General features: G+C 34.0%; 20 protein-coding genes. 5 read left to right on the forward strand and 15 right to left on the reverse strand.

Annotated features, from left to right (window positions below):
- Positions 1-5: 5 nt before the first annotated feature.
- Genes ACFQ1Q_RS04930 through ACFQ1Q_RS04945 form a run of 4 tightly spaced genes read right to left on the reverse strand, consistent with a single transcriptional unit; the run spans position 6 to position 5190 of the window.
- Positions 6-1112 (reverse strand): hypothetical protein, encoded by a 1107-nt coding sequence (locus ACFQ1Q_RS04930; RefSeq protein WP_386128577.1) that lies wholly within the window; start codon positions 1110-1112, stop codon positions 6-8.
- Positions 1113-1115: 3 nt separating this feature from the next.
- Positions 1116-2804 carry a DUF6909 family protein gene (locus ACFQ1Q_RS04935; RefSeq protein ID WP_386128579.1) on the reverse strand — a complete coding sequence of 563 codons (1689 nt, stop codon included), beginning with the start codon at positions 2802-2804 and terminating at the stop codon, positions 1116-1118.
- 20 nt (positions 2805-2824) lie between these two features.
- Positions 2825-4327, reverse strand: a complete 1503-nt coding sequence (locus ACFQ1Q_RS04940) for a GH3 auxin-responsive promoter family protein (protein WP_386128581.1) — start codon at positions 4325-4327, stop codon at positions 2825-2827.
- Entirely contained in the window at positions 4327-5190 is an 864-nt protein-coding gene (locus ACFQ1Q_RS04945) for a M23 family metallopeptidase (RefSeq protein ID WP_386128583.1), read from the reverse strand. The genes ACFQ1Q_RS04940 and ACFQ1Q_RS04945 overlap by 1 nt, the downstream gene beginning before the upstream one ends.
- 116 nt (positions 5191-5306) lie before the next feature.
- Here ACFQ1Q_RS04945 and ACFQ1Q_RS04950 point away from each other — a divergent pair, with 116 nt between their 5' ends.
- Entirely contained in the window at positions 5307-5498 is a 192-nt protein-coding gene (locus ACFQ1Q_RS04950) for a Sec-independent protein translocase subunit TatA/TatB (protein WP_386128585.1), read from the forward strand.
- A 79-nt stretch (positions 5499-5577) separates the two neighbouring features.
- On the opposite strand, the gene ACFQ1Q_RS04955 is transcribed toward ACFQ1Q_RS04950, so the two are convergent.
- The 3 genes from ACFQ1Q_RS04955 to ACFQ1Q_RS04965 form a co-directional block, all read right to left on the reverse strand.
- Entirely contained in the window at positions 5578-6558 is a 981-nt protein-coding gene (locus ACFQ1Q_RS04955; protein ID WP_386128587.1) for a DUF4837 family protein, read from the reverse strand.
- Positions 6559-6579: 21 nt separating this feature from the next.
- Entirely contained in the window at positions 6580-8241 is a 1662-nt protein-coding gene (locus ACFQ1Q_RS04960; RefSeq protein ID WP_386128589.1) for a LysM peptidoglycan-binding domain-containing protein, read from the reverse strand.
- A 71-nt stretch (positions 8242-8312) separates the two neighbouring features.
- A complete protein-coding gene (locus ACFQ1Q_RS04965; protein ID WP_386128591.1) occupies positions 8313-9500 on the reverse strand; it encodes a phosphoglycerate kinase in 1188 nt (395 codons plus the stop codon).
- Positions 9501-9671: 171 nt separating this feature from the next.
- Here ACFQ1Q_RS04965 and ACFQ1Q_RS04970 point away from each other — a divergent pair, with 171 nt between their 5' ends.
- The gene (locus tag ACFQ1Q_RS04970; protein ID WP_386128593.1) at positions 9672-10835 is read left to right on the forward strand and encodes a DNA polymerase III subunit; all 1164 of its coding nucleotides are present in this window, start codon (positions 9672-9674) and stop codon (positions 10833-10835) included.
- Between the two features lie 26 nt (positions 10836-10861).
- Here ACFQ1Q_RS04970 and ACFQ1Q_RS04975 read toward each other — a convergent pair whose 3' ends face one another.
- From ACFQ1Q_RS04975 to ACFQ1Q_RS04995, 5 genes are all read right to left on the reverse strand, one after another.
- Complete coding sequence (locus tag ACFQ1Q_RS04975) at positions 10862-11398, reverse strand: OmpH family outer membrane protein (RefSeq protein ID WP_386128595.1); 537 nt, start codon at positions 11396-11398, stop codon at positions 10862-10864.
- Positions 11399-11624: 226 nt separating this feature from the next.
- The gene (locus tag ACFQ1Q_RS04980; protein WP_386128596.1) at positions 11625-12524 is read right to left on the reverse strand and encodes a class I SAM-dependent methyltransferase; all 900 of its coding nucleotides are present in this window, start codon (positions 12522-12524) and stop codon (positions 11625-11627) included.
- 214 nt (positions 12525-12738) lie between these two features.
- On the reverse strand, positions 12739-14610 hold the full coding sequence (gene mnmG / locus ACFQ1Q_RS04985; RefSeq protein ID WP_386128598.1) for a tRNA uridine-5-carboxymethylaminomethyl(34) synthesis enzyme MnmG: 1872 nt from the start codon (positions 14608-14610) through the stop codon (positions 12739-12741).
- Positions 14611-14693: 83 nt separating this feature from the next.
- Complete coding sequence (gene ybeY, locus ACFQ1Q_RS04990; protein ID WP_386128600.1) at positions 14694-15104, reverse strand: rRNA maturation RNase YbeY; 411 nt, start codon at positions 15102-15104, stop codon at positions 14694-14696.
- Positions 15097-18687, reverse strand: coding sequence for a DUF4175 family protein (locus tag ACFQ1Q_RS04995; protein WP_386128602.1), 3591 nt, complete (start codon positions 18685-18687; stop codon positions 15097-15099). Before ACFQ1Q_RS04995 ends, ybeY begins: the two co-directional genes overlap by 8 nt.
- A gap of 81 nt (positions 18688-18768) precedes the next feature.
- Between ACFQ1Q_RS04995 and ACFQ1Q_RS05000 the strand changes: the two genes are divergently transcribed.
- Both ACFQ1Q_RS05000 and gltX read left to right on the forward strand, forming a co-directional pair.
- Complete coding sequence (locus ACFQ1Q_RS05000) at positions 18769-19818, forward strand: alkane 1-monooxygenase (protein WP_386128604.1); 1050 nt, start codon at positions 18769-18771, stop codon at positions 19816-19818.
- Positions 19819-19916: 98 nt separating this feature from the next.
- The gene (gene gltX, locus ACFQ1Q_RS05005; RefSeq protein ID WP_386128606.1) at positions 19917-21434 is read left to right on the forward strand and encodes a glutamate--tRNA ligase; all 1518 of its coding nucleotides are present in this window, start codon (positions 19917-19919) and stop codon (positions 21432-21434) included.
- A gap of 36 nt (positions 21435-21470) precedes the next feature.
- Here the strand turns inward: gltX and ACFQ1Q_RS05010 are convergent, their stop codons facing one another.
- On the reverse strand, positions 21471-22136 hold the full coding sequence (locus ACFQ1Q_RS05010) for a hypothetical protein (protein ID WP_386128608.1): 666 nt from the start codon (positions 22134-22136) through the stop codon (positions 21471-21473).
- Positions 22137-22262: 126 nt separating this feature from the next.
- On the opposite strand from ACFQ1Q_RS05010, the gene ACFQ1Q_RS05015 reads away from it, so the two are divergent.
- Positions 22263-23186 carry an SPFH domain-containing protein gene (locus ACFQ1Q_RS05015; RefSeq protein ID WP_386128610.1) on the forward strand — a complete coding sequence of 308 codons (924 nt, stop codon included), beginning with the start codon at positions 22263-22265 and terminating at the stop codon, positions 23184-23186.
- A 126-nt stretch (positions 23187-23312) separates the two neighbouring features.
- Here ACFQ1Q_RS05015 and ACFQ1Q_RS05020 read toward each other — a convergent pair whose 3' ends face one another.
- Complete coding sequence (locus ACFQ1Q_RS05020) at positions 23313-23525, reverse strand: hypothetical protein (protein ID WP_386128612.1); 213 nt, start codon at positions 23523-23525, stop codon at positions 23313-23315.
- 56 nt (positions 23526-23581) lie between these two features.
- Positions 23582-24064, reverse strand: a complete 483-nt coding sequence (locus ACFQ1Q_RS05025; RefSeq protein WP_386128614.1) for a DUF1761 domain-containing protein — start codon at positions 24062-24064, stop codon at positions 23582-23584.
- Positions 24065-24074 lie beyond the last annotated feature (10 nt).

Here is a 24074-nt window from a genome sequence, read left to right on the forward strand (position 1 = left end):
AAAAACTATTTTAATAATTTTTCTTTACTACCGTATTCTTTAATATAACTATTAAGGTTTAATTTTTTAAACACAAAAAATAATGTAGCAATAAGCATTAGAATAAAAGGTAGATTAATTTTAAGGTCCTTATACTTACTTTCAACAAGTGTTGGACTTTCAAAATCTTTTTGTAACTCCACTATTTCTTGTTTTTTTTCTAATTGCGCTTGCAGGTCATTAAGTTTTTGTCTGTTTTGTTCTTGAATTTGAAACAGCTCAAACTCTTTTGTATTTATCTTTTCTTTGTTATTAGTTAAATTAAGATTTAGACTACCCTGTTTTGTGTTCGATGGATCTTGAACACCTGTATAATATTTGTTTAAAATCTCGAAATATTTTTTTTGTAGACTATCCGTTTTTACAATTGACTCTTTAGTGAGTTTTATATTGTTCTTGAGATTTAAGATTGTCTCCTCTTTTTCTTTAACAAAATAGTTGTTTTTATTAATTGCGTTAATAATAGTTTTTGACAAATTTTCGTAAACTTCTGGGGCAATCGAATTTACCGTAATGCTTTGAAGCGCTGAAGAGCTTAAATCTACATTTTCAAAATACTCTTTAAAAGTTGGTTTATCTATAGAATCCATCTCTTTTATATACAAAGTATATTCTTCTAAAATTTGATTTCTATTTCTTAGACCTTTAATAGTAAATTCTGTAAAGTTTTTAGCTTTCTCAATATCTACATTCAATTCTCTAGACAAACTAATAGAGTCTCCATCTGCCGCTAAATCATTATATCTTTCAATATTTGCATATAGAACTTTACCTGTTGAATAGTTTTGCGAAACCAACATGGAAGCCGTGTAGGTTTTTTTACTTTTTTTATCTAAAAGGTAAGGAATTACAAAACCTACTACACCAATTAAACCAATAATAACGATGTGCTTTATGAAAATGTTTACAAAAAGTAATAAAAAAACAATCAGCTTTCCAACTACAAACATTAAAAAACTAAAAAGCTTAGAAAATAGGTCGCCAATTTTTTGAAATGCACGTCCAATCATTTTAAACAACTGACCTAAATCTACTTCGTCATTCTGTGAATTTGGTTTTGTGTTTTCACTCATAATCTATTGATTAAAAATTTGTTGTAATATTTTTTTTGTTATAACATAAGTTGGTTTTACGCCTGTTGCGCCTAATCCGCCAGAAGCTAATGTGCTACCTGTTTCTAATGGATTATCACTTGCGTAATACGCATAGCGTACTTTTACATCTTCATTGATACTACCTCTGACTTTTGCAGCGGCTTGTATGGCCTTTTGGTAATGTGCACCTTCCATTTCTAATCCGATGACATTCCATGTTGATTTTTTAAAAAACTTTAATATTTCTTTATTCTGCAGTGATGTACCTAAAACAGTAATCATTGAACCTTCGTACACAGCAACGCCACAATCTGCTAAATCTTGTGTAGATAACTCATTTTTAAATGGATAATTGTCTGCTGTACCTTCAAAAATGTGGGCAGAAGGAACCATAACGTCACCTTTACCTCCTTGTAAAATACCAGCTTTACCCATTATAGAAATAGATTTTACATCTAAATGTACATTTTTTCCGTCAAAAGATACTGGTTTTAGCAACTCGTCCATGGTTTCATAAGCTTGCTCGCCAAAAGCATAATCCATGACTATTATCACAGCTTTTTCTTCGACCTTATCTTGATTATAAGTAAAAGTTGTTTTTGAGAAATCTATTTTATCTGTATCGAATATTTGAACGTTTATATTAGTTCCTGATGTATCCTTAATAAAAGTCATACCGTTTTTAAACGCCAAGGTTTCAACTTTTTGTCGTAATGCAGTGTTTGCAGGTAGGCTTAAAGTCTCATACACGTCAAAGGAATCCTTCTTTGTTTTTGGGGACTTAACCGCAATATCTGCAAAAATCGAATTCATAACACTATGCATATTTGCACTAATGATATGAATTGGTCTATTTATTAAACCTTTTTTATTTAATACATCTTTGATATTGTCTGCCCAAACTTCGCCATGAATATGATGCCCTAGACGTTCTCTTAAAACGGGGCTAAACGTAATTGTACGCTTGTTATTATTAACTGTTTCTTCAATAGCTAATTTTCCTAACCAATAAACAATATTTAAAAAACGCTCTGGGTTATTGGTGCTTGCAAATTGGTCGTAAACTTGAGATATCTCATTAAATGTGCGACCCAATATATGTGCCGTATGTGTTATGGCTATTTCGCGTTCTTTTTGAGTCAGTTTTTTTCCTTTTTTAACTGCGGTTTCTAATTTTCCCCAATCTCTAATAGTTGTGCCATTTTCGTCTATTAAAACACGCTTGCTAATCTTGTGAGACTCTACAAATAAAAAAGTAAGATGCGTTAGTATATCGTAAATTTCAGAGCGTCCACGTGTAATTTCAATATTCATCTGCTCTTCGTCAATACGGTAGCAGTTTCTCCGTCTTTTTGGTGGAATTATTACTGTAAAATGAGAATCTCCATAACCTTCATCACTTGTTAAATTTATATATGTACACTCCTCAATACCTTGTGGCAGCCTATCAATTACATAAAGTAATCCTTCTAACTCAGCATTTTCTTCGGCAATTGAGCCATAAATTTCTGGCCTTAACAGTAGTAAAGCTTCGCGAAGCGTTTCACCAGAAACACCCATTGGTTTATAAAAACCGCGGTTAAATAAGTGTCGCATAGTAATATACATGCGCTCTATGGCGTTTGAGCTTTGTTGCGCTCTTGTTCGTTTATGTTTGGTTTTCATACTCATTTTCAACCGACAAATATAAACTATTTAACCAATCCTTTTTCATACATAACATCAGCTATTTTTCGGTCGTTTGCTAGTCGTGGTATCTTGTTTTGTCCTCCTAATTTTCCAACAGATTTCATGTACTCTTTAAATCCATCTGTTTTAACTGCGGAAATTTTTAATGGTTGAAGCACTTTACCTAAAATCAAATCTTTGTAATAAGAATTTTGAGTTTGTAGCGACTGCTCTAAGATATCAACAAAAGCTTGTATATTTTCTGGTTCATTTCCAAACTCTATAAACCATTCGTGGTATGGTAAACCTTCTTTGGGATTGATTTGTGGAGCCACCGTAAATTCGTTTATAGATGCTCCCGAAGTTTTTAAAGCGTCATTAATAGCTTGCTCAACTTCTTTACCAATAACATGTTCGCCAAATGCGGAAATAAAATGTTTTATACGTCCTGAAACGATTACACGATAAGGCGAAGTACTTGTAAACTGAATCGTATCACCAACATTATACGCCCAAAGTCCTGCATTTGTAGAAACTATCATTACGTAGTTTATACCAACTTTTACATCACCAATTGTAAGGCGCTTCGGATTGTCTTCAAAAAAATGGTCGGCTTCAATAAATTCATAAAATATACCTGAATTTAATTGCAGCAACATCCCTTTTTCATTCTGTTTGTCTTGAAATGCAAAAAAACCTTCACTTGCAGGATACAATTCTATACTATCAACTTTTCTTCCTATTAAATTTTCAAATTTTGCGCGGTATGGCTCGTAATTAACGCCTCCGAAAATAAACAAACTAAAATTTTTAAATACATCACCTACTTTCTTTCCGGATGTATTAATAATTTTTTCAAAATACATTTGTACCCAAGACGGAATTCCGGAAATAACAGTCATATTTTCAGCCAGAGTCTCATTAACTATAGCGTCTACTTTGGTTTCCCAATCTTCAATACAATTGGTCTCCCAACTGGGCAATCTGTTTTTCTGAAGGTATTTTGGGACATAATGTGCTACAATGCCTGATAAACGCCCAAACTGAATGCCATTTTTTTTATTTAGAATTGGGCTACCTTGTAGAAAAATCATCATTCCGTCTACAAATTTTGTATTTCCAGTTTCTTTAATATAACATAAAATAGCGTTACGAGCAGCTTCGGTATGTGTTGGCATGCTTTCCTTAGTAATAGGAATATATTTTGAACCTGAAGTTGTGCCAGAAGTTTTAGCAAAATACAAGGGCTTGCCCTTCCAAAGCACATCTTCTTCGCCCGAAACAGCGCATTCTACATAAGTTTTTAAGTCTTCGTAATCTCTTATTGGAACTTGTTTTATAAAGTCTTCATGATTATTGATACCTACAAAATTATGGTCTTTACCAAATACGGTTGAAGCAGCTTCGGCAATTAAATTCTGAAAAACTTTTTGCTGAGTTTCAACAGGGTTTTTCGCCCATTTTTCAATTTGTTTAGAAATGATATAGGCAAAAGGTTTTGCTAAAATTCCTTTGAGTGATGGCATTATTTAAAATCGATAAAATTGGTTGGGTTAATTGGGTAACCTTTACTCCAAAGTTCAAAATGCAAATGCGGACCAGTGGTTAACTCGCCAGTATTGCCAGAGAGTGCAATAACTTCACCTGCTTTTACCAAATCACCTTGTTCTTTTGTTACCGAACCATTGTGTTTATAAATACTAATAAGCTCGTTGGTATGCTCTAAAATAATTACATAACCAGTAGCTACTGTCCATTCTGCAAAAATTACTGTACCGTCTGATGTTGCTTTTACTGGTGTGGTTTCTGGCACCACAATATCTACAGCAAAATGTTTTTCTTCTATGTTATATCCTTCGGAAATTACACCGCTTACAGGTGGGAATAGCACAAAGCTATCGCTATCTGTTTTAGAATCAAAGAGATTGTACTTATCCTCTTTATCTGCTTTTTCTCTTAGTAAAGAGTCTTCTCTATTTCTATAAACAGTTTCTATATCTTCAAGTTTTGCAGCTTCGAGAATAGAATCTTTATTAAACTCTAACTCAGCTACATCTCCTGTTAGTACCTTTTTTATAGATGCGTAGTACTGTTCATTAAAAAATAATTGTTGTTGCAAAGAATCTACCTTATACGTAAGAGCAGTTGCCTTTTTTTTAAGGGATGTGGAGGAATAGCCTGGAATGTACTCTCTAAGTGGTGTATATGCAATAAGTAATGTTGTAAAACCAACTAAAATAATGGCAGAAAAAGCACTTAAAACAAATACATTGAGTCTATTGAGCTTAATAGCATATCGCTCCTCAAAGGTATCTTCATTAAGAACTACCAAACGGTATTTGTGCAGTAGTTTTTTTTTAAATTTTTTCTTTTTTGCTTTTTTTGCCATAGGTCAAACAAAAGTATATAAAATACCGTAAATGCTAAGTTATTAAATCCTAAAGTTGTGCTATTAACGTTGTAATTAAAGTTTAATTATTAACTTTGTAACTTAAATTAAATGTTATGATATCTAGTTCAATATTTTTAGCTATTCCTGGTCCAGCGTCGATGATATTAATCGTTGTTGCAATCTTACTTTTATTTGGTGGTAAAAAAATTCCAGAATTAATGAAAGGTTTAGGTAGCGGTTTAAAAGAATTTAAAGACGCCAGTAAAGACGATTCTAAAGAAATTAAAGAAGAAAAAAAGAATTAAATTTTTCTAAATTTTATAAATTGAAAAAGCCAATTCAGTTAATTTGAATTGGCTTTTTTGTTTCTGTTGATTTAAAGATTTACTTAATCTTTATTGACTTTATAATAGATTCTAGCTCAAAAACATACTCGCGCTTATCCAAAGATGGCGCATATACATAACCTTCTGCGACTAAATATCTGTTGTTAACTTTATCCTCAATAGCGTAGTTAATAAAAGGTCCGCCCATTGGAATTTTATCATCTGCGATTTCCCAAATACCACGCGTTTCAAAAGCTGGTTTGTTATCTACAATTGCATTGTAAATTGACGGCGCATACGCTTTTTCGGTTTGCATCACCATATCATCTTCTGTTGGGATGTTTTTAATCATTTTATCTCGCATATTTATAATATCTACGACCGTGCTATCTGATTTTCTAATAGAATCTAACGGATAACTGTAAAACATTAAATCCATCGTTTTATTTGGTTGTAAAGCTTTACGCAACCAGAAAAAGTCACCATCGGCTTTTGCAATTTTGTATACCGAAGGAATATCTATAGTAAAACCTAGAGCGTCTTCCATTTTTTCATCTTTAAGTAGCGATTTGTTGATACGTCTCAACTTTTCTGCAACTTCTCTTTTTGTAAACGCGTCAATAATTTTTGCCGAGTTTTCATTAAAAACATTGATAATCTCTTGATTTGTTTTTCCTCTAACAATCACCACCGTTTGTGGTTTAGCATAGACGTCCTCTTTAATTTCGATACCCGATGCTGATGCATCTGTTTTTTCAATTTTTAAAATGGTACGTCCTCTAGTTACAAATCCGGTAAAAACTTGTGTCGGGATTTGCTTCAGCGAAAACATTGGCTCCTCCGTAGGCAAACCTTTAGCTGGAGCTGCTAAAACCTCTCTTACAGCTTCACCAACATTGTTTTCCCAAAGTAGATTATCTACCACTACAGAAATAGTATTTATATTACCCGAAGATGCTGATAAATACTTTACATTATCCTTTTTGTCATTACAATTAAAGAGTAAAAGTAGACTGAAAACAGCTAAAATATTTTTCATTTTTTTAAGTTTTGAATTGGTTTATTTGGATACAACAAGAGTCATTCCAATTTTGAGTTTGTTACTACTAATATTATTCCAATCTTTTAAATTTTGAACTGAAACACCCGAAAATTTTTGTGCAATACTCCAAAGCGAATCACCTGATTGTACTTTGTATGTTTTTTTTCCTGCTTTGCTAATTGCGGTTTTTGGTTTTACAGTTGTTTTAGATTTTGAAGCAGACGCACCAGGATTTCTTGGATATATAGTTAAACGTTGACCAATCTTTAAGTTATTGCTTCGTAGTCCATTCCAACGTTTAATATTGCTGACTCTAACACCGTATTTTCGTGCTATTTTACCCAAATAATCACCGCTTTTTACGCGATATCTTACTTTGGTATCACTATCAAAAAATTGTGGTAATGGTTTTTCACGCTTATCGAACTCTGCTTTTGCGAAAGCATAAATTTTATCTTCATTATTAACAAAAGTACCAACAGCTTCACGAGGTAATCTAATTGTATAATTTTCGTTTTCTATATATGGAATAATATCTAATTTATATGAAGGATTGAGGTACTGAAGCTCCTCAATAGCCACACCTGTCACCTCAGAAACTTGGTCTAAAGTTATCATTTGCTTCACGCGAATAGTATCAGTTTCGATATATTGAAACTTTGGTTTTACAGGTTTAAACCCATGTTCTTCGGCAAATTCAAAAATGTACATGTTTGCTAAAAAAGCTGGTAAATAGCCTGCGGTTTCACGTGGTAAATTTTGCCTGATGTTCCAATAATTGGTGTAACCACCAGAACGTCTTATGGCTTTTGAAACGTTTCCTGGACCAGAATTGTAACTTGCCAAAGCCAAATCCCAATCGCCAAAAATCTTATACAAACGCGCTAAATATTTTGCAGCAGCTTCGGTAGATTTTGTAATATCACTGCGCTCATCTACATAACTACTTACGTTAAGACCATACTCTTTTCCTGTACCAAACATAAACTGCCAAAGTCCTGTAGCACCAACTCTAGAGCGTGCCTTTGGCTTTAAGGCCGATTCTACAATTGCTAAATATTTTACCTCTAATGGGATGTCTTCTTTATCCAAAGCTTCTTCAAACATTGGAAAATAAAAATGACTCAAACCCATAAGTTTTTCCATAGAATTTCGGCGGGTTTTTAAATAGTACTTAATAACACTTTCTAATGCAGGATTATACTCTACATTAAAAGGTGATCTGGCGTTAAGCCTTGCCAATCGTGCTTTTAATGTATCTGTAGATAATTCTGGATAATCCACAGGTTGGTAGTCTAACTCTGTAACTGTTTTGTATATAGAATCGAAAAGTGCATTGCTATATAATTCTTTTCGCCATTTTTCATCAATTTCAGCAGCTAAAGGATTGTCTTCAAGATTAGATATGTTTAGAGAATCTTTTATTGCTGGGATTTCAGTTTCTACTTCAGCTTTTCCGTCTAATATTGTTTTAGTTACTATGTTTGGCTTTTTTGCTCTTTTAAACTCTTTAAAGTAAGTAATTCCATTAATAATAGTATCTACAGCGTAGGTTTTTCCTGTTTCAAAATCTTTCTCAACAATGCGTTTTTTTTCTGCTACGGGAATTGAATCTTGGGCAAAAACAGACGTATTGCAAAAACAAAACAAAACTGATATGTAGAATATTTGAATTTTCATATTTAAAAATCTTCAATACTGTTAACGTTTATGAAGACATATTGGTGTTGTAATACAGAAAATTATATTTTTTAGTCTAAAATAGCAGCAATACCGGGCAATGTTTTTCCTTCTAAACTTTCTAGCATGGCGCCACCACCAGTACTTACGTAACTTACTTTGTGTTCAAAACCAAATTGCTTGACTGCTGCGACAGAATCGCCACCACCAACAAGCGAAAATGCTCCGTTTTTAGTAGCTTCGGCTATAGAATTTCCTAATTCTATCGTTCCGTTTGCAAAATTCTCCATTTCAAAAACGCCTAAAGGTCCATTCCATAAAATGGTTTTGCATTGCATAACAACCTCGTGAAAATTAGCTTTAGATTTTGGACCACAATCTAATCCTTGCCAACCATCAGGAATTGCTGTTACATCGACAACTCGTGTGTCTGCACCGTTGCTAAAATCGTTCGCCGCTAGAACGTCAACTGGTAAATGGATTTTCACATTCTTTGCTTCGGCTTGTTTTAAAATATCTAGTGCCAATTCCATTTTATCATCTTCGCATATAGAATCACCTACTTTTCCGCCTTGTGCTTTAATAAAAGTATACGTCATTCCGCCACCGATAATTAAATGGTCTACTTTATCTAAAATGTTTTCAATAATGGTAATTTTTGATGAAACTTTTGCACCGCCAAGTACGGCTAACACTGGTTTTTCACCATCTTCCATTACTTTTTTAATACTTTCAATTTCCTTGGCTAACAAATTACCGAAACACTTGTTTTCTGGAAAAAACTCAGCAACAATTGTCGTCGATGCGTGTGCACGGTGCGCCGTACCGAATGCATCATTTACATAAATGTCACCAAGCTTTGAGAGTTTCTCAGCAAAATCTTTATCTCCAGAGGTTTCTTCAGAATGAAAACGTAAATTTTCTAATAATAAAATAGTACCCGGTTTTAAGTTTGCAGCAGCTCTTTCTGCGTCTTCGCCAATACAATTATTTACAAAAGCGACTTCAACACCAATAATATCTTCGATTTTATTTACAATATGACGCAAAGAAAACTCGTCTTGAACGCCTTTTGGACGACCCAAATGAGACATTAGAATACAGCTTCCGCCATCTTCTAAAATTTTAATAATCGTTGGTTTTGCTGACTGAATTCTTGTGTCATCTGTAACATTAAAATTGTCATCTAGAGGCACATTAAAATCTACACGGATTAATGCTTTTTTATTGTTAAAATTAAAATCGTTAATGGTTTTCATTAGTCTTTTTTATAATTGAAATGTAAATATAGAATATTCAAAATTGTTTTTTTATAAAAGTCTAAAAAGTGGTGCTTCTTTAATAATTTCTTAACTGACACAAAAAAGAATCTTAATTCAATAAATCATTTCAGATTTAATTCTCGGTAAAATATTACATAGATTTGCGTTATGCTTTTTTCAGAAATTTTAGGGCAAAATCATATTAAATCTCACTTAACTTTAAGTGCAGATGCTGGGCGTATTCCTCATGCGCAATTGTTTGTCGGTCCAGAAGGTTCTGGCACTTTACCAATGGCAATTGCATATGCGCAATACATTTTGTGTGGTAATTCAAATTCTGAAAATACCAACGGAAACGAATCTTGCAATCTAAAATTTAAATCGATATCACATCCTGATTTGCATTTTGCATTCCCAGTTACTACAAATGATAAAATAAAAAAGCATCCTGTCTCTAAACATTTTCTAGAAGAATGGCGACAACTGTTAGCGCAACAACCATATGGTAATTTATTTGATTGGTATAAATTGCTCGGCGTTGATAACAAGCAAGGTCGAATTGGTGTAGATGAAGCGCAAGATATTGTAAAATCTTTGAGCTTAAAGGCTTACGAAGGCGGATACAAAGTGATGCTCATTTGGATGGCTGAAAAAATGAATACAGAAGCCTCTAACAAGCTCCTAAAACTAATTGAAGAACCACCAGAAAAAACAGTTTTCATTCTAATTGCTGAAGATGAAGAGCAAATTATTGGCACCATTCGTTCGCGTTGTCAAATACTCCATTTTCCGCGATTATCCGAGGTTGTGATTACCGAGGCTTTGGTAAAAAAATATAATATTGATGAAGCTGTTGCTACCAAAATTGCACAACAATCTAATGGAAATTTTAATAAAGCCTGCGATTTAGTTTATCAAGATAGCGAAGATATTCAATTTGAAAAATGGTTTATTGCTTGGGTACGTACCGCTTTTAAAGCAAAAGGAAATAAGGCTTCAATTAGGGCGCTTATTACTTGGGCAGAAGATATTGCCAAAACTGGTCGTGAAACGCAAAAGCAATTTCTGCATTTTTGCATTAACTATTTTAGACAAGCCATGCTTTTAAATTATAAGGCGAATGAACTCGTCTATTTAGAACCAAAATCTGAAAGTTTTAAGCTCGAAAAATTCGCGCCTTTTGTTCATGATAGTAACATTATGGAAATAACAAACGAACTACAAGATGCTATTTACCATATTGAGCGAAACGGAAATTCTAAGATTATCCTTACCGATTTATCGATTAAACTAACGCGTTTACTGCATAAAAAAAGTCAAGCAAACGCCTGACTTTTAAATACTTAATGTTTTATTGTTTACTTTTTCTTTTCAGCAACATCGTCCTTGTTATACTCTGCGTTTAAAGCTTCAGTAATTTCTGATGTTAAGTCGCTTGCCTCTTCACCATAAATAACGCTACCAGCTTCGTTTTGACCTAAAATAAAAGCATAACCGTTTTTCTTACCGTAATCTTTTACAAATGCATTCATTGTCTTAATTACAGAATCCATTTCTTTATTAAAACCTTGCTGAAGTACCGCTTGGTCTTGCTGAAATTGCTGAGTAAGCATTTGATTTCTTTGGCCTAACTCATTGTATTTTTCTTGAGCTTTCTTTTGAGACATTCTAGCTTGTGCCATTTGAAATGCCTTAACTTCAACTTGGAAGTCTTTGTCAATACTGTCCATTCTTCTTTGAAAAACCTCGTTGCGTACTTTGTAAGTCGCTTCGATATCTTTTTTCATTTGGTATTCGTTAAGGACATCACCATTATTTACGAATCCGATTTTTTTCTGCTCTTGGCAAGACGAAAATAAAATAGCTATAATTAATAATTTGAAAATAGATTTCATATGTATTTGGATTTTTGAATTAAATTTTGGCAAATGTATAAAAGTTGACGGATAATTAACGTGAAAAAACAACTATTGCAATATTCTATTAAAGCAACATGATATAATATTTATTTTCTATTAAAATTGAATTAAAATAAGGCGCAATTCTAATTGCACTAATCTTTGCTAATACGATTTCAAGCTACTTAACACAAAAAGCTCTTAAATCGGCTAATATTAGCTTTTAGCTCTTTTTGAAGGTGTAAATTAAGGAAGAATACTCGCCAGAACGCTTTGCTTTAAGATTTGAGCGCAATCCAATCCAAAATGCCATAAACGGATTCATAAATCCGCGCTTGTATTTTTCTGAAAGCAGACTCACGTAAAACGCATCAAAAATCATTGGCAACGTTTTTTGAGATTTAAAACCAAAACTCTCGACCAATCGTTTCATTCCTGTTTGAGAAAAATGCCATAAGTGCCTTGGCACATCATAAGCTGCCCAAAACTTCTTATAATAGTTTGCATCGTAACTTTTAAAATTCGGCACGGCAATGACCAAGTGTCCATCTGGTTTTAAAAGGGAATTGAAAATTTGAATGTGCTCTTCTAATTTTGGTAGATGTTCTAAAACATGCCAAAGAGTAATAATATCGAAACTACTCTCTTCAAAATCTAACAATTTTGGAATATCGAAAACGGAATTCTCTGTTTTTAAATTAGCAATTTGTCTTGCATCAGGATTTGGCTCTATTCCAAAAACCGACCAATTATTGTCCTTTGCGGTTTTTAAAAAATCACCTGTTCCGCATCCAACATCTAATAATTTTTTTTCTTTTGTACTGAGCGAATTCGAAGTACTTGTGGTGAGCGAATTTGAAGTGTCAGAATCAAACGAATTTATCAATAACAATTTCTTTTTTAAAGCACTTTTTCTGATAATATGATAGACTTGTTCTAAAAGATTTCGCCTTGTATCTGTGTGCGAAATATAATCTTCGCTTTGGTAGTATTTAGGCAAATCTTTAGCTGATGGTTGTGGTGATGTTTCTAGAATATCATCGTATTGACTATAAATTAAATCAAACGATTCTCCAGAAACAGAATGGTCTTTTAGGGATATGAATTTTGTTTGGTTTTTCATTTATTAGAAAATTCTGCTGACTTAGATAAGTTTAGAATTAGGGTAGATTATTACAAAAAGTCCTTAAAATATCTCTCGACTGTCGCTCGAAACTGAACACTAAGTTTTACGAATTAGATGCTGCTAAATTAAGTTTTTAATAATCTGGGTAAACAATTTTAAACCTTAAATATTAGACTTTGAATCTTATTGTTTCACGTGGAACATTACAAAATTATCGCCCCATATAAACCAACAAGACAGAAATATCTGCTGGTGAAACGCCACTAATTCGTGATGCTTGAGAAACGGTAACTGGTTGAATTTCGTTCAATTTCCCACGCGCTTCTAAGCTCATCGATTGTAACATTGAATAGTCGAAGTTTGGCGGAATCTTTACGTTTTCTAATCGTTGAAGTTTATCTGCATTGTTCTTTTCTTTCTCAATATATCCAGCATATTTCACTTGGATTTCGGCTTGTTCTAAAACTTCAGTATCTAACTTGTTTTCTGAAATAAAAGTTTCGACAGAATTAACTTTTCGCATATCATCGATGCTAATATTTGGCCTAGCAAACAACTTAAACATCTTGTCTTGCTGCTTGACTTTTGCAGAATCTTTAGCTTCTAGAATTGGATTTATTTCCTCTGGCTTTACGCTTGTATCTTTAAAAAACTGAACAAACGCATCTGATTTTGCTTGCTTTTCTTCCATACGTTCTAAACGCTTTTGGGAAGCTAAGCCAAGTTCGTATCCTTTTGGAGTTAATCTAAAATCCGCATTATCTTGTCTTAAAAGTGTTCTGTATTCAGCACGCGAGGTGAACATTCTATATGGCTCTTCTGTGCCTTTTGTAATTAAATCATCGATTAAAACGCCAATGTAAGCTTCATCTCTTCTTAAGGTAAACGCTTCTTTCTCCTGAACTTTTAAGCTCGCGTTTATACCTGCCATTAAACCTTGAGAAGCCGCTTCTTCGTAACCTGTTGTTCCATTAATTTGTCCTGCAAAAAACAAACCGTCAATCAGCTTAGTTTCTAAAGTGTGTTTTAATTGTGTGGGTGGAAAATAGTCATATTCGATTGCATAACCTGGTCTAAAAAATTTCACATTTTCAAAACCCACAACAGAACGTAAAGCTTTAAATTGGACATCTTCTGGCAGCGATGTTGAGAAGCCATTAACGTAAACTTCACAGGTATTCCAGCCTTCAGGTTCTACGAATAATTGATGTTTGTTTTTATCTGCAAAACGATTGATTTTGTCTTCAATTGAAGGACAATATCTTGGACCAACACTTTTAATTCTGCCATTAAACATTGGAGAACGATCAAAGCCTTCACGAAGTAAATCATGTACCTGTTCACTTGTGTGCGTCATGTAACATGACCTTTGGTTTTCTAAAGGCTTTGTAATGTCTAAGTAAGAAAATTTATCTGGACGTTCGTCACCAGGTTGCTCAATCATTTTTGAATAATCTAGAGAGCGACCATCAACTCTTGGTGGTGTTCCAGTTTTCATTCTACCAGATTCAAAACCAAAATTTACCAACTGTTCTGTGATGCCGGTTGCAGCTCTTTCACCTGCTCTTCCACCTCCAAAATTCTTTTCTCCAATATGTATTAAACCATTTAAAAAAGTTCCGTTGGTTAAAACTACGGTGCTGGCTTTCACTTCAATTCCTAAAGAAGTTTTTACACCTTCTATCTTACCGTTATTAACGATTAGACCCGAAACCATTTCCTGGTAAAAATCTAAATTGGGTGTATTCTCTAAAAGCATTCTCCAATCTTCAGCAAATCTCATACGGTCGCTCTGAACTCTCGGACTCCACATTGCAGGTCCTTTTGACTTATTGAGCATTTTAAACTGAATCGCAGATGTGTCAGACACAATGCCACTGTATCCGCCGAGTGCATCAATCTCTCGAACTATCTGTCCTTTTGCAATTCCGCCCATCGCAGGATTACATGACATTTGTGCAATATTTTGAAGATTCATGGTTATTAGAAGTGTATTGCTGCCCATATTAGCGGCAGCGGCAGCAGCCTCACTACCTGCATGACCTGCTCCAACAACTATAACATCATATTTATCAGCAAACATAAGTGTATCTGTTTTTGTTCCACGTGGAACGTTTTTCTAATTCCAATTTTTCAATTTGCAAATATACGCTGAAAACGTGGATATTAAATGAATTTTTTGAGGTAGTAATCTTCCTTTGATGTCATCACTTTCTGGTCAGCATCCGTTTTATCCTTATAGCCACAATAATGCAAAACACCATGCGCCATCACTCGAGACATTTCATTGTCGAAAGACACACCAAAATCTTTGGCGTTTTCTTCCACTCTATCAACAGAGATGAAGATATCTCCGTGTAGTTTTTTTCCTACAGAATAATCAAAACTGATAATATCTGTTAAGGTATCGTGGTTTAGAAAATCGATATTTATTTTATGCAGATAATCATCTGAACAGAAGATATAATTGATTTCGCCTTCACGACAATTTTCCTCTTCGATTAAATCTGAAATCCATTGACGTTTTGCAATTTCATCTTGTAATTTAAAATCGGTTTCGTAATTAAAACTAATCATTTGTGGTCTTAAAATAGTCCTGCAATTTCTTTTTGAATTGCGAGCGCAAAGGTAAGGCTTGTCTGTTCAAAATTTCAGTAGTATTGAAATATTGTTTAGCAGTCGGAATTTGACTTTTGGAATTTGTATTGTAGTCTTTTCTGTTTGTTTTAGATTCTCGCTTTTCGTCTTCGCCATGAGTAAATGTGGCATTCTCTAACTTTAATAACTGATGCTGTACGTCCATCATTTTTTGCAGCGTCTGATTGGTAAAACCTTTATTGATTAAATCTAACTCCACATCTTCCATTTGCTTTATTAAATCGCCCGCATTGCCTTGACTACCTTCTTTTCCAATTTTATCTTGAAGCGCTTGTCTTAACTTTTGTTGTTGCTGGTAAATCTTATAAAGTTCACCATTTAACTCTTCGCTTCCGCCTTCGCCGTAACCATCATTCTTTCCATCTTCGCCAGATTCACTTTTACCATCTTTTCCATTTTTACCTTCAGTTCCTGGTTTTCCATTTTGTCCCTCAGAACCCTGTCCTTCTTTTCCTTTATTTCCAGATTCGCCTTCACCATCTTTTCCTCCAGACTGCTTTCCAGATTCGCCTTCTTTTCCTTGCTCTCCTTTTTTACCCTTTTCACCTTCTTTTCCTTCTTCGCCTTCCTTTCCTTTTTCCTCACCCTCTTTTCCTTCTTCTTCGCCATTAGCCTTTTTCATAGCTTCTTCCATCTTCTTGTTGAGTTCTTCTTGACTCATAATAATATCAGGCAATTGCATTTCTCCCTTACCGCCAGAACCTGGTTGCATATTCATTTGCATCTCCATATTATCTAACATATTACTTAACATATTTGCCAAGTCGTTTGCAGCGGTTATGGTATATTGTTGTGAGGATACGCCTTGAAAAATACGATTCTCAGTTAACAAATCTAAACTCTTATCAATGTTAAAATAGACGTCGGTGATTTGAGAATTTATCTTTTCTGAAATTTTTGGGTTGCGCAAAGACAGAGCGAATAAACTATCATCTACATGCTCGAAATGTTCTTTTAATGTGCTTTGCTTTATAATGAATTTTCCATACTGATTATGGTTAATATCAATCTCATTAAAACGGTCCATCAACGCTTCTTGGTCAAAAGAAAACAACACTAAATTGTCTAAAATTTGTCGCAACATTTCGGCATCTTCTTCCATTTTATCGCCTCCTCCGCCGCCAGACATCATAGATTGTTTCATCATTTCTGCCATACGATTCATTTTCTTGGCAGCTGCTTTTTGCTTGTTTTTTGCCTTTTGCATTTGCTGAGGCGTCATTGGCTTTTGCTCTATTTTTTCGGCATTTTGCTTCTCACCTTCCTGCTTTTCTGCGTCTTTTTCTTCGCTATTTAAATTTTCTTTAGCCTCTTTTTGGTCTTCTTTTATGCTATCTTCCGTTGGCTTATCGCGCTCAATATCCATTGGCTTTCTGAGCTTACGGTTTTCACTCTCTAGTTTTTCTAATTCTTTTAAAGCGTCCTCAAATTCTTTGTTTAGTTTTTCTTGCGCCTCTTTAGTGTTTTCTTTTTCGTTTTTGTCTGAAAGTTCTTTTTGTTTCTTTGCTAAATCTTCGAGCTGTTTTTGAACTTTTTCTTGCTTTTTGGTAACATAAAAACGCTTGGTTAACTCTAACAATTGCTGCATGCTGCGTTTCTTGTTCTTATTCTGTTTTGCAAGTTCTTCAAGTTTTTGACTGAACTCTTCTTTATTAATCTTCTCAGTCATTTTTTCAAGCTCCTCAAGTAGTTTTTCATCTTTTTTGAGTTGCTCTTCGTTTTCTTTTAAACGTTCTTTTAAATCTTCTTTAAACTCGTCTTTCTTGCCTTTTTCTTCTTCTTTGTCTTTTTGAAATTCTTCTAAATTTTCCTGAAGTTTTTTATTGAAGTTTTTCATCAGCTGCTCTTGTTGTTTCTGACGTTTCAAGAAATTTTCGAACTTCTTTTTATCATTAAAATTTAAGGCTTCTTTTTCCTTTTGAGTTTTAGATAATTCCTCAAGCTTTTTATCTTGTTCTTTTAGTTTATCAAACGTATCGCTGATACTTTTAATGGTTACGTTTTGCTCGTTAAGTTGTTTGGTTTCTTCTTCGTCTTTAGTGCGTTTTCTGTAGCTAAACACCGAACTTTTTACGCTTTTATAATTGTGAGTAGCATCATTATCAAATACCTCAAAGTACAACTCGTAAGCTTTGCCGTCTTCAACATTTAATTGGTCTGGAAATGCACTAACGAATTCTGAAAAATTCGAGGTTGAAATGTTAATTGGTAAAATTTGTTTTTGTGCTTCATTTTCTGAAGGATAATAAACCAAATTAAGCTTACGTAAGCCATAATCGTCACTGGCTTGGCCATAGAAATAAAGACTTTGCTGGTCTAATGAATCTTTTTGAACCTTGATATCTAACTCTGGATACGCATCTTTAATGACGTTAATGGAAAAGGCTAAACTTTCGTAATTTTTTAAATTCTCATTGCTAGTATTTATACTGTAATTGTAATTTCTATACAAACGTTTTGAAGCCTGAAAAACATCGTCGCTCTCGTTCTCAAAACTTAACGTGTCATTGCCGTAAATCGCAACTTCAGAAGTTGTTTTTGTATTAACTTTCCATATGACTTTTGTGCCTTCAGGAATTGTAGCACTGCCAGAACTTTTTAAAACCTCATCACGTTTTTTGGTATGGCTAGGATAATCTAAAACCATGTCAAAACCTGTCAGCGTCGGAATATTGACAACACTTAATTCGTAAGTTTTGGAGTTAACACCATTCGCAGTCAGAGAAAACGGAATATTAGCTTTTGGTTGTGTAAAGACATACTGAAATTCGCCCGGAACATTCTGCTGTAAAAAGTAAGTTTCGCCGTTATAATCTATCTGAACTTGCTCAGGAATAACTTCACCAACTGTTTTTACAATTAGTATATAATCCTTATTTTCAATAGCTTGAAGCTTTTCGTTTACCACAAAAAACTGGAAAGGTGCTGGCGGTTCGTAAGCGGTTTGATAATTTACAACACGCTCGTAACTATCGCTAAACCAATTGATTTTTCCCGTAATAAAAGATAAGAACAAAATAGCAACAGGAATCGCTGCGTACTTTAAATACTTTAAACTCGACTTAAAATTTATAGCCGTTTGAAAAGGGATTGGCTTCAACTCTGCCGATTTTTGCTCAATGCTTGCTAGAAGCAAGTCTGATTGTTTATGGTTTTGATTAAGCTGAAGAACATTCAATAATTTATCATCAACTTCAGCGAAATGATTACCAATAAGTCTTGAGGCGGTTTCGTAATTAATGCCTTTTCTTAAGTTGAATAAATGTGCTAACGGAATGGCGATGAACTTTACAAATAACGTCAATTCTACCGCGATAAATACCCAAAACAAAATGGTTCTTGCTGTTGGGTTTAGCCATAATACATATTCAATAAGCAACGTGAACATGAAATAAAGCACGCCAATAGCGAAAAATAATATGACACCTTTAAGCAATTCATTGGTATAGAATTTCTTTATAAATTGCTGTAATTTAGCTAGTATAGTCTTGAAATTACTCATTTGTCCTTGGATAACTGACTAATCTACAATTTTATTTTAAATTGTGAATTCTTAAATTTGATAACATTCTGTTAATTAACTATGAAAGACTTAAAGTATCTCGCAGCATTTTGCATTCCTGTTTTTGCATTTTTAGGTATTTACCTTCAAAATTATTGGGTTTGGGCAACACCTGTTTTTGCATTTGTGTGTATTCCTATTTTGGAATTAATATTCCCGGTAGATACTGAAAACCTTGATAAAGATACTGTAGATAGTCGACTAAAAAAGAAAGTTTTTGATTGGTTGTTATACCTTAATTTACCTATTGTTTTCGGATTAGTAATTTATAGTTTGGTCGCGGTTTCTGCAAAAACGTTTGCAACCTATGAGTTTGTGGGTTTAATTTTTTCTGTAGGTATTGTGCTTGGGGTTAATGGTATTAATGTAGCTCACGAGTTGGGTCACAGACAAACAACAAACGAACGTTTTATTGGTAAAGCTTTGCTTCTACCTTCTTTTTATATGCATTTTTTTATTGAGCATAATTACGGACATCATTTACATGCCGCAACGCCAGAAGACCCAGCAACAGCAAGGTATAATCAAACGGTGTATTCGTTTTGGTTAACGTCCACGGTGCGACAATATTTTAGCGCTTGGCGTATTCAGAAAAGATTATTAGAAAATAACAATCAATCGTTTTTATCTTTTAAAAACGATATGTTTTGGTATCATGTGTTTCAATTGGGGTATTTGACAATTGTATTTACTCTATTTTCTTCAAAAGGATTAATTTTTGCGATAGCAGCAGGTATAGTTGGCTTTATTCTGCTTGAAACCGTAAACTACATTGAGCATTACGGCTTACTTCGGCTTAAAACTAAAATTGGACGTTATGAGCGTGTAAGAGAAATGCACTCATGGAACTCTAACCACGTCATTGGCCGCATTGTGTTGTATGAATTGACGCGCCATAGTGACCATCATTACAAGTCATCCAAAAAATATCAGATTTTAGATTGCCATGACGAAAGTCCACAAATGCCTTATGGTTACCCAACGTCTATGGTTATTGCCATGTTTCCGCCGCTTTGGTTTAAAATTATGAATAAACGTGTGCCTGAAAATATGGTTTTGAATCGCGCTTAAAACTTCCAGCTTCCAGCTTCAAACTTTAAAGCTATAATTCTATCTTTGCACGAGATTCTGAAACAAGTTCAGAATGACAAAATATTTATTATTTCGTTATGTCTAAAAACGTTCGTGTGCGCTTTGCGCCGAGTCCAACTGGTCCTTTACATATTGGTGGTGTAAGAACTGCACTTTTCAACTATTTGTTTGCTAAAAAACACGGTGGTGATTTTGTGCTGCGTATAGAAGATACTGACCAAAACCGTTATGTTGAAGGTGCTGAAGATTATATCATCGAGGCTTTAAACTGGTGTAATATTCCGTTTGACGAAGGTCCAAACAAAAACGAAAAATTTGGTCCATACAGACAAAGCGAACGTAAACATTTATACAAGCAATATGCCGATATTTTAATTGCTAAAGACAAGGCTTATTATGCTTTTGACACTGCCGAAGCTTTGGACGCAGAGCGAAAAAACCACGAAGCCGAAGGAAAAACCTTTATCTATAATTGGCATAATCGTGAAAAAGGACGCTTAGTAAATTCACTTGTTTTAACAGCGGAGGAAACTCAAGCCAAGATTGATGCTGGTGAAAATTACGTCATTCGTTTTAAGTCACCACAAGATCAAACGCTTCATCTTAAAGATATTATTCGTGGCGATATCTCAATAGATACAAACACGCTAGACGACAAAGTTTTGTTTAAAAGTGACGGCATGCCAACGTATCATTTGGCAAATATTGTAGATGACTATTTAATGGAAATTACACACGTTATTCGTGGTGAAGAGTGGTTACCAAGCTTGGCTTTACACCAATTGTTATATGATGCTTTTGGGTGGAAAGCACCTGAATTTGCACACTTGCCATTAATTTTAAAACCAACAGGAAAAGGAAAATTAAGTAAACGTGATGGCGATAAATTAGGGTTTCCGGTGTTTCCTTTAGAGTGGGAAGACCCAAAAACTGGAGACATTTCAAAAGGATACAAACAAGATGGGTATTTCCGAGAAGCCATGGTTAACTTCTTAGCGTTTTTAGGTTGGAATCCAGGAACAGAACAAGAACTATTCAGCTTAGAAAATTTAGTTTCAGAATTTGATTTAGCTAGAGTTAATAAGGCTGGTGCGCGTTTTGACCCAGATAAAACCAAATGGTTTAATCACCAATACATGCAACAGCAACTCGATTTAGATTTAGCTGAAAGTTTTAAAGCGGAACGTTCAGAATTAGCCGAAATCGATGTCAATTACATCGCATTAGTTGTAGGATTAATTAAAGAACGTGCAACTTTTGTAAGCGATTTTTGGGATTTAAGCCACTTCTTCTTCTCTGCTCCTACCTCTTATGACGAAAAAGCCTCTAAAAAAACATTAAAAGAAGATACTGCGGAGATTATGCAAACTGTTTCTGAAATAGTATTAAAAACCAATGATTTTACTGTAGAAAACCTTCAAAATAACCTTAAGAGTTGGATTAAAGATAATGAAATTGGCTTTGGAAAAGTCATGATGCCGTTGCGTTTGGCCCTGGTCGGAGCTTTACAAGGACCAGATGTGTTTGATATTATGTTTATGATTGGAAAAAATGAAACAGTGAATAGAATTAAAGCGCTTATTCGTTCATTATAATTAAATTCTGATACAAGTTCAGAATGACAAAAAAGACTAAAAGAAAAATCCAGCCGAAAAAACAAGCATACTTTGATTGCCTTTAAAATCTGAGTTTTCTGATAGGTTTTTGTCGTTTAATTTGCCTAATATATTTGTAAATCCATAAATATATTGCGCCCTTAATTTAAATTGTTCTACACCAAAAGTAGCGCCAACAGTTGCGTTGACATTAAATCTTGAAATTTCAGAAATATCTTTTGCTGTAATTGTATTGTAACCATCAACAAGAAAATTTTCTTTGGTATCGTCCTGTAAATCTAAGTTACTGTTATATTGTAATTGTGGACCCGCATCGATAGTGATGTAATTTTTTATTACTTTAAGATGGCCTATTAAAGCTACTTGGGCTGTAAATAATTTATAATCTATCATTTCGGCCTGTGAACCTCCAATAGGTATTGCAGCAATACCTAGTTGATTTTCAGACAGCTGTATGTTATAACTCACATCATACCAACGGTGTGGTAAATCTACCGTTGCAGCCATGCCTGCCAGCCAACCGTTTTGTCTTTCGGTGGCAAAATCGTCCGTATCAATATCAAAACTGGTTAAACCTCCATAAAGACCGATACCATTTTGGATACGGTAACTTTGTGCATCTGCATTATAACTGCTAAATAAAGCAAAAAAGATGGTAAATAGGAGAAATTTAATTTTCATGATATGGTAGATTTAGTAAATAAGAAAGTGGGTAAAGGTAAATTTTAGCTATGAATTAACGAGAGCAATCAAAAATATAACTTAATTTTAGTAACACATATTACATCAACCATTAAAACACATTTTATGCCTTATTATTTAGTACCGGTTATAGTTATAGGATTATTAGTAATCCTTTCGGCTTTTTATACAGTAAAACAGCAAACAGCTGCCATTATTGAGCGTTTTGGAAAATTTCAGGTCATTTCACATTCTGGGTTAAAAATGAAAATTCCATTAATAGACCGAATTGCCGGTCGTTTAAGCCTTAAAATTCAGCAATTAGATGTCATTATAGAGACCAAAACGTTAGATGATGTCTTTGTTCGTTTAAAGGTTTCCGTACAGTATAAAGTAATACAAGATAAAGTTTACGATGCATTTTATAAACTTGATTATCCTCACGACCAAATCACATCTTATGTGTTTGACGTGGTTCGTGCTGAAGTACCAAAAATGAAATTAGATGACGTTTTTGTGAAGAAAGATGATATTGCATTAGCCGTAAAAGCAGAATTAAACGATGCGATGTTAGATTACGGTTTCGATATTATAAAAACTTTAGTAACGGATATTGACCCAGATGCACAAGTTAAAGAGGCCATGAACCGTATAAATGCGTCTGAACGTGAAAAAATTGCTGCACAGTTTGAAGGTGATGCGGCACGTATTCTTATTGTTGAAAAAGCAAAAGCCGAAGCCGAAAGTAAGCGTTTACAAGGTCAAGGTATTGCGGACCAACGACGCGAAATTGCACGTGGATTAGAAGAATCTGTTGAAGTATTAAATCGTGTTGGTATCAACTCACAAGAAGCGTCTGCGTTAATTGTGGTAACGCAGCATTACGATACGCTTCAATCTCTTGGTGAAGAAACCAATAGCAATCTTATTTTGCTACCAAATGCTCCACAGGCAGGTAGTAATATGCTAAATGACATGGTGGCAAGTTTTGCGGCGAGTAACCAAATTGGTGAAGCTATGAAAAATGCTAAAAAGAAGGATGAAAATTGATAAAAGTAAATCTAAAAAAGAATAAAAAATAAATCATAAAAGACCTATTTTGCTTAAAACGAGATAGGTCTTTTTTAAATTCTTTAAATGATTGCTTTAAAATGACGTTTATCCTTCTAAAAAAATTTACTTATCAGGATTATATTTCGCAATCATAGTTTGTAATTGTTGCTTATAATTTTCCAAGTCTTCGAAACTAAGTCCGGAATCGGAATTTGGCTCTTTTGGTAGTGTGCTTCTTGTTTCGTTTAAATATTTAAGTAATTCTGGATATTTTTCTTCAATTTCTCTTGTCAATACAGAGATTTCTGTTAATAATTGTTTGTGTTGTTTTTCCATAAAATCGTTTTAAGATAATATAAACATTTAAAACTAAGAATTTTATAAATAAATTGTTAAACCCAACCACAAAGAATTGCTCCCATAATCGTTAAAGTCATCGTCCAATAGCCAACGTTAATAAATATGTGTTTCCAGGATTGGCGCTCAAACATTCCATTGATTCCAAGAATTGGTAGAATAAGAAAAATCCCAGCTAATAAACCATGCAAAGCCCCATGTTTATAAGTCCTAAAGTTTGTGCCGTAATCGTTCATAAAGGCTTGGAAAGATGGTAAAATACCTTCAGCCGTTGGATCGCCACCAATTAACTGTACTGCTCCTATTTGGTGTATCACAAGAGTTTGTAAAAACATTGACAAAAAGAAAGAGAATATTAATGACACAATAAAAATAACGGCCATGTTTCCGCTTCTTAATTTTTCTTCAGTCATGCCAGATTCTCGCATCCAAAAACCTCCAAATAATATTGGGTTATACCAAAGAAAACCCAAAACTATAGGCACTAAAGCAGCAACTACAATTGCTAGATAATTCATTTCCATAATA

The sequence above is a fragment of the Winogradskyella litorisediminis genome (assembly GCF_042675765.1).
In the GTDB taxonomy this organism is placed as follows: domain Bacteria; phylum Bacteroidota; class Bacteroidia; order Flavobacteriales; family Flavobacteriaceae; genus Winogradskyella; species Winogradskyella litorisediminis.

Coding starts and splice junctions, on each gene's coding strand:
- ACFQ1Q_RS04930 (WP_386128577.1), bottom strand. CDS start 1,112: ATGAGTGAAAACACAAAACCAAATTCACAGAATGACGAAGTAGATTTA.
- ACFQ1Q_RS04935 (WP_386128579.1), bottom strand. CDS start 2,804: ATGAGTATGAAAACCAAACATAAACGAACAAGAGCGCAACAAAGCTCA.
- ACFQ1Q_RS04940 (WP_386128581.1), bottom strand. CDS start 4,327: ATGCCATCACTCAAAGGAATTTTAGCAAAACCTTTTGCCTATATCATT.
- ACFQ1Q_RS04945 (WP_386128583.1), bottom strand. CDS start 5,190: ATGGCAAAAAAAGCAAAAAAGAAAAAATTTAAAAAAAAACTACTGCAC.
- ACFQ1Q_RS04950 (WP_386128585.1), top strand. CDS start 5,307: ATGATATCTAGTTCAATATTTTTAGCTATTCCTGGTCCAGCGTCGATG.
- ACFQ1Q_RS04955 (WP_386128587.1), bottom strand. CDS start 6,558: ATGAAAAATATTTTAGCTGTTTTCAGTCTACTTTTACTCTTTAATTGT.
- ACFQ1Q_RS04960 (WP_386128589.1), bottom strand. CDS start 8,241: ATGAAAATTCAAATATTCTACATATCAGTTTTGTTTTGTTTTTGCAAT.
- ACFQ1Q_RS04965 (WP_386128591.1), bottom strand. CDS start 9,500: ATGAAAACCATTAACGATTTTAATTTTAACAATAAAAAAGCATTAATC.
- ACFQ1Q_RS04970 (WP_386128593.1), top strand. CDS start 9,672: ATGCTTTTTTCAGAAATTTTAGGGCAAAATCATATTAAATCTCACTTA.
- ACFQ1Q_RS04975 (WP_386128595.1), bottom strand. CDS start 11,398: ATGAAATCTATTTTCAAATTATTAATTATAGCTATTTTATTTTCGTCT.
- ACFQ1Q_RS04980 (WP_386128596.1), bottom strand. CDS start 12,524: ATGAAAAACCAAACAAAATTCATATCCCTAAAAGACCATTCTGTTTCT.
- mnmG (WP_386128598.1), bottom strand. CDS start 14,610: ATGTTTGCTGATAAATATGATGTTATAGTTGTTGGAGCAGGTCATGCA.
- ybeY (WP_386128600.1), bottom strand. CDS start 15,104: ATGATTAGTTTTAATTACGAAACCGATTTTAAATTACAAGATGAAATT.
- ACFQ1Q_RS04995 (WP_386128602.1), bottom strand. CDS start 18,687: ATGAGTAATTTCAAGACTATACTAGCTAAATTACAGCAATTTATAAAG.
- ACFQ1Q_RS05000 (WP_386128604.1), top strand. CDS start 18,769: ATGAAAGACTTAAAGTATCTCGCAGCATTTTGCATTCCTGTTTTTGCA.
- gltX (WP_386128606.1), top strand. CDS start 19,917: ATGTCTAAAAACGTTCGTGTGCGCTTTGCGCCGAGTCCAACTGGTCCT.
- ACFQ1Q_RS05010 (WP_386128608.1), bottom strand. CDS start 22,136: ATGAAAATTAAATTTCTCCTATTTACCATCTTTTTTGCTTTATTTAGC.
- ACFQ1Q_RS05015 (WP_386128610.1), top strand. CDS start 22,263: ATGCCTTATTATTTAGTACCGGTTATAGTTATAGGATTATTAGTAATC.
- ACFQ1Q_RS05020 (WP_386128612.1), bottom strand. CDS start 23,525: ATGGAAAAACAACACAAACAATTATTAACAGAAATCTCTGTATTGACA.
- ACFQ1Q_RS05025 (WP_386128614.1), bottom strand. CDS start 24,064: ATGAATTATCTAGCAATTGTAGTTGCTGCTTTAGTGCCTATAGTTTTG.